This window comes from Streptomyces sp. NPDC002690 (assembly GCF_053592415.1).
Genome location: NZ_JBSFVR010000458.1, coordinates 1 through 5,136, shown reverse-complemented (window position 1 = coordinate 5,136; position 5,136 = coordinate 1). Strand labels below are relative to the sequence as shown.

Below are 5,136 nucleotides of genomic sequence, written 5' to 3'. Positions count from 1 at the left end.
CCCGACACCCCGATCCTCACCACCGACGCCCGACACCGCTCGGACGCCAAGAGCGCCCTCATCACCCTCGTCGAACACGCCCTGATGGCCCGGCTCAAGTAGGCATAATTCGGTATCGGCATAGGTAAGTTGCCGTAGTCGCGCGGGGGTGGCCCTGTGTCCTTCGACACGATCCACCCCCGCGTTCATAACGTTTCGACAGAGAATTTCCAGCGGGCCGACACCCGACGCATCCACCCGGTGTCACTCCGCTCATGTGAGCCTCGCCTTTTGGCGGGGCTCGTTCTTTATGCCCGTTTTATCTGAGGCATGCGCCACTCGGACCGATCGGGTCCGAGTGTTTGGAACGCGGCAGGTCCCCATGCTGGAATGCGGCGAACTCCCGAGTAGTACGGCCCTGAACGAATTTACCGGCACAACGTAGGTGCCGACGCCGAGAGGTTGTTGGTCGAGTGAGGCGAAGCAACGAAGGCTCCCCGACGCAGCCCGAGCGGGGCAACTTCACGCCGCCGCGCACCGCTGTGTCACCCGGGGAGCGCGCCGACCGTGCGGACACGGCCGACGACGGATCGCCCGTCGGCAGCACGAGCAAGCTGTCCCCCCGCAACTGGCGCGTGGCGACGCGACTGAACGCGATCCTCCTGATCCCCGCACTGGTGGGTCTCACCATGGGCGGCTTCCAGGTGAAGGGGTCGATCGACACCTGGAACGAGGCGCAGGACGCCGAGAAGACCGCGTTCGTCGTCCGCGCGGCCTCGGTGTACGGGCAGGCGCTGCTGAACGAGCGCGACCTCACCGCACAGCCCCTTCTGGCGAAGAAGTCCACCGACACGGCCGTGACGCAGAGCCGCGCGGCCACCGACGCCGCGGCGTCGGGGTTCACCACCGCGGTGGCCGACATGCCGCAGACCGCGGGTCTGCAGCGCCGGCTGAAGCTCTTCCGGGGCGAGGAGCCGAAGCTCGCCGCGCTGCGGAAGTCCGCGTACTCCACGAGCCTGGACCCGGTGAGCACCGAGGAGGGCTACACCCAGATCCAGCACTCGCTGATGGAGTTCGCCAACGAACTCGGTCTGGGTACCGGCAACGTCACCAGCTACGGCCGTACCGTCTACGCGCTCGAACTCTCGCAGGCCGCCGAATCGCTCCAGCGCTCGATCGGACTGCACCTGCTGGTGCGTCCGAGCGAGAAGGAGACCACGTTCAACGCCCAGGTCAAGGCCTTCGGCTCGTACAACTACCTGGAACAGATCGCGCTCGGCGAGTTCAACTCCGGCGGCACCCAGGCGGACGTGGACCGTCTCAAGGCGGTCATGGCCAGCAAGGCCGCGGAGGGCGCCGAGCAGTTGAAGGCCGCCAAGGAACAGGCCGAGGCCGCCGGGACTCCGTTCGTGGCCCCGCCCAGCGTCGGCGGCTCCGTCTTCGACGGAATGGCCCTGCAGATCGGCAAGGGGCTCTCCCCGTCCGAACTGAAGGCGAAGGGAATCACCCCGGAGACCTGGCTGGCCGCGTCCACCGCGAAGTTCGAGGGGTACGCCACCGTCACGGACGAGCTCGTCGACAAGGCGGTGGAGGAGGCCGCGCAGATCTCCTCCGACGCCAAGACCGACGCCATCGTCAACGCCTCGATCGTCGTGGTCGCCCTGCTCGCCGCGTTCGTCGTGGCCGGATTCATGGCACGCCAGATGAGCCGGGCGATGCGCCGGCTGCGCACCGCCGCCTTCGAGGTCGCCGAGCAGCGGCTGCCGTCGCTGGTCGACCAGCTGTCGCGGACCGACCCGGGCCGGGTCGACACGCGGGTGCAGCCCATCCCGATCAACACCAGTGACGAGATCGGCGAGGTCGCCCGCGCCTTCGACCAGGTGCACCGCGAAGCCGTCCGTCTCGCCTCGGAGCAGGCGATGCTGCGGGGGAACGTCAACGCGATCTTCACCAACCTCTCGCGCCGCAACCAGTCGCTCATCGAGGGCCAGCTGACCCTCATCACCGACCTGGAGAACAACGAGGCCGACCCGGACCAGCTGGAGAGCCTCTTCAGGCTGGACCACCTGGCCACCCGCATGCGCCGCAACGGCGAGAACCTCCTGGTCCTCGCCGGCGAGGAGCCGGGCCGCCGCTGGAACCAGCCGGTACCGCTGGTGGACGTGCTCCGTGCCGCCTCCTCCGAGGTGGAGTCGTACGAGCGCATCGAGCTGACCGGGGTCCCGGACACCGAGATCCACGGCCAGGCCGTCACCGACCTCGTGCACCTGCTGGCGGAGCTGCTGGAGAACGCCACGGTGTTCTCGTCGCCGCAGACCAAGGTCCGCGTCACCGCGACCCGGCTGCCGGACGGCCGCGTGATGATCGAGATCCACGACAAGGGAATCGGCCTCACCGCCGAGGACTTCGCCGACATCAACCACAAGCTCGCCAACCCGCCGACCGTGGACGCCGCGGTCTCCCAGCGGATGGGTCTCTTCGTGGTCGGCCGGCTCTCCGACCGCCACGGCGTCCGGGTCCAGCTGCGCCCCTCGGGCGAGCAGGCCGGCACGACCTCCCTGGTCATGCTGCCGGACGCGATCACCCACGGTGGCGGTGGCGAACCCGTCCCCTCGTCGGACGACTTCACCGTCTCCTCGATCATCCCGGAGCAGCAGCAGCCGCCCCTGTCCCCGGCTCCGCAGCTCTCGGGAATGCGCACGGCCGCCGAACTCGGCTTCGACGACTCGCGTTACGAGGGGGAATCCCCGACGCTCGACCCGGTGGGCCGCTCGCTGATGCGCGAGGAGCGCCGGGCCGCCCTGGAGGCCGCGCACACCGCCGGCGAGCAGTCTCCGTTCGAGGGCCCCGGTCAAGGTGCCCCGCAGCAGCAGCGGTTCGAGCAGGACGGCTACCCGCGGTCCGGCTACGAGGGGCAGCCGTCGTACGACCCGAACGGCTACCCGCAGGGCGCGTTCGAGCAGGGTTCCTACGAGCCGGGCTACGGGCAGCAGCAGGGCTTCGAGCAGGCCGGCCACCAGGAGGCGTACGACCCGTACGCGGCGGACGCCGGCTACCGGCCGGACGCCGAGCAGCCCTCCCCGAGCGGCTATGCGGAACAGGGGTACGCGCCCCAGGAAACCCAACAGCCTTCGTACGGTGACCAGTTCGCGCCGCAGGGTGACCAGCACCAGCAGGGTGGGTGGCCGGAACAGGGCGGTTTCCAGGGCAGTTACGAGACCTCCGCCCAGGAAGAAGCGGAATCCGCTCCCGGCGCTCCCGAGGAGACGCCCGAGCGCGTAGGCTTCGATCATTCGGGTCCCACCGCGAACGCCGGTCACGAGATGACCGACGCGGGGCTCCCGCGCCGGGGCGGGCAGCAGCACTGGCAGCCAGGCGGATCGGACAACGACCGTTCCGCGGCCGCCGACCAGTCCCGGCAGCAGGACTCCCCGCCGGCCGCCGGACCGCAGGACGGCGAAGGCACGGACGACTGGCGTTCGACCAACGACGAGCGCTGGGAGCGGGCCGAGAAGCTCCGGGACCCGAAGGCCGGCGGAATAACCCTTTCCGGGCTTCCCCGGCGGGTACCCAAGGCCAATCTGGTCGAGGGCACCGCGGAGCAGACCCAGCAGGGCGGGCCCCAGGTCTCCCGTGCTCCCGAGGACATCCGCGGCAGGTTGAGCAACCTGCGGCGCGGCATCCAGCAGGGACGCAACCAGGGGTCGGACAGCAGTAATACCTACAACCAGGAGCGTTAGTGTGAGCCCGATGAGCCAGGCGGCGCAGAATCTCAACTGGTTGATCACCAGCTTCGTGGACAGCACCCCCGGGGTGTCGCACACGGTGGTGGTCTCCGCCGACGGACTCCTGCTGGCCATGTCCGAGGGGTTCCCGCGCGACCGCGCCGACCAGTTGGCGGCTGTCGCCTCCGGTCTGACGTCGCTGACCGCGGGTGCCTCCCGGATCTTCGAGGGCGGCGCCGTCAACCAGACCGTTGTGGAGATGGAGCGAGGGTTTCTCTTCATCATGTCGATTTCCGACGGATCTTCGCTGGCCGTTCTGGCCCACCCGGACGCCGATATCGGTCTGGTTGGGTACGAAATGGCACTTTTGGTGGACCGTGCGGGCGGTGTCCTGACGCCGGATCTTCGCGCCGAACTCCAGGGAAGTCTTCTCAACTAAGAGACAGACAGTGCGTTTCTCGTCACCGCGCCATAGGGTGCGGTGGCGCGGCCCCACTGGGATCGGCGAATGGCAGCAGGAGGAGGAGACGTGGCAGCACCCACAGGCGGACACCCGTATGACGGCAGTCAGCGGGTTCCGGACGAGCACGGGGAAAACCGCTTCAGCTTCCCCTCCGCGCCGAGCGCCGAGGGCGGTGCGCAGGGTTATGACCCTTATCTCCCGCCCCAGCAGCCCGCGCAGTCGCACCCGCGCGGAGCCGACTGGCCTCAGCAGCCGGGACCTGGGTGGTCCCAGCGGCAGCAGTCCGAGTGGCAGCCCCGGCAGGAGCCGCCGCAGCGGTTCGACGCTCCGGCACCCCGGATCCAGCCGGTGGCGCAGCGGCCTTCGAGGCCCGCGTCGCCGTCGGCGCCCGCCGCTCACAACCCGTTGGTCCGTCCGTACGCCATGACCGGCGGACGGACGCGGCCGCGTTACCAGCTCGCCATCGAGGCACTGGTCAGTACGACGGCCGATCCGTCCCGGCTGCAAGGGCAGTTGCCCGAGCACCAGCGGATCTGCCGGCTCTGCTTCGAGATCAAGTCGGTGGCCGAGATCTCGGCCCTTCTCTCGATCCCGCTCGGCGTTGCCCGGATCCTCGTCGCCGACCTGGCCGAGGCCGGACTCGTCGCTATCCATCAGCCCGGCGGCGACGAGACCGCCGGCGGCCAGCCAGATGTGACACTGCTCGAAAGGGTGCTCAGTGGACTTCGCAAGCTCTAGCGGCGGAGCGGCCCGCTCCACCACCTCGGCGAAGATCGTGGTGGCAGGGGGCTTCGGCGTGGGTAAGACCACGTTTGTCGGTGCCGTTTCGGAGATCAACCCGCTGCGCACCGAAGCCGTGATGACGTCCGCCTCGGCGGGCATCGACGACCTGACCCACACCGGGGACAAGACCACCACCACGGTGGCCATGGACTTCGGACGCATCACCCTGGACCAGGACCTGATCCT

4 protein-coding genes and 1 pseudogene are annotated in these 5,136 nt (G+C 69.1%); all 5 read left to right on the top strand.

All coding sequences use genetic code 11. From position 1 onward, the window contains the following. Window positions 1–102 (top strand): annotated as a pseudogene (locus tag ACWD3D_RS33230) (ATP-binding protein); the annotation flags it as partial. Between the two features lie 350 nt (window positions 103–452). After that, window positions 453–3,719 (top strand): nitrate- and nitrite sensing domain-containing protein, encoded by a 3,267-nt coding sequence (locus ACWD3D_RS33225; protein ID WP_451464438.1) that lies wholly within the window; start codon window positions 453–455, stop codon window positions 3,717–3,719. 10 nt (window positions 3,720–3,729) lie between these two features. After that, a complete protein-coding gene (locus ACWD3D_RS33220; RefSeq protein ID WP_266709517.1) occupies window positions 3,730–4,143 on the top strand; it encodes a roadblock/LC7 domain-containing protein in 414 nt (137 codons plus the stop codon). Between the two features lie 90 nt (window positions 4,144–4,233). After that, entirely contained in the window at window positions 4,234–4,905 is a 672-nt protein-coding gene (locus tag ACWD3D_RS33215; RefSeq protein ID WP_451464437.1) for a DUF742 domain-containing protein, read from the top strand. Then, window positions 4,886–5,136, top strand: a 251-nt coding sequence (locus tag ACWD3D_RS33210) for an ATP/GTP-binding protein (RefSeq protein ID WP_176712835.1), incomplete at its 3' end; no start/stop codon positions are given. The genes ACWD3D_RS33215 and ACWD3D_RS33210, both read left to right, overlap by 20 nt.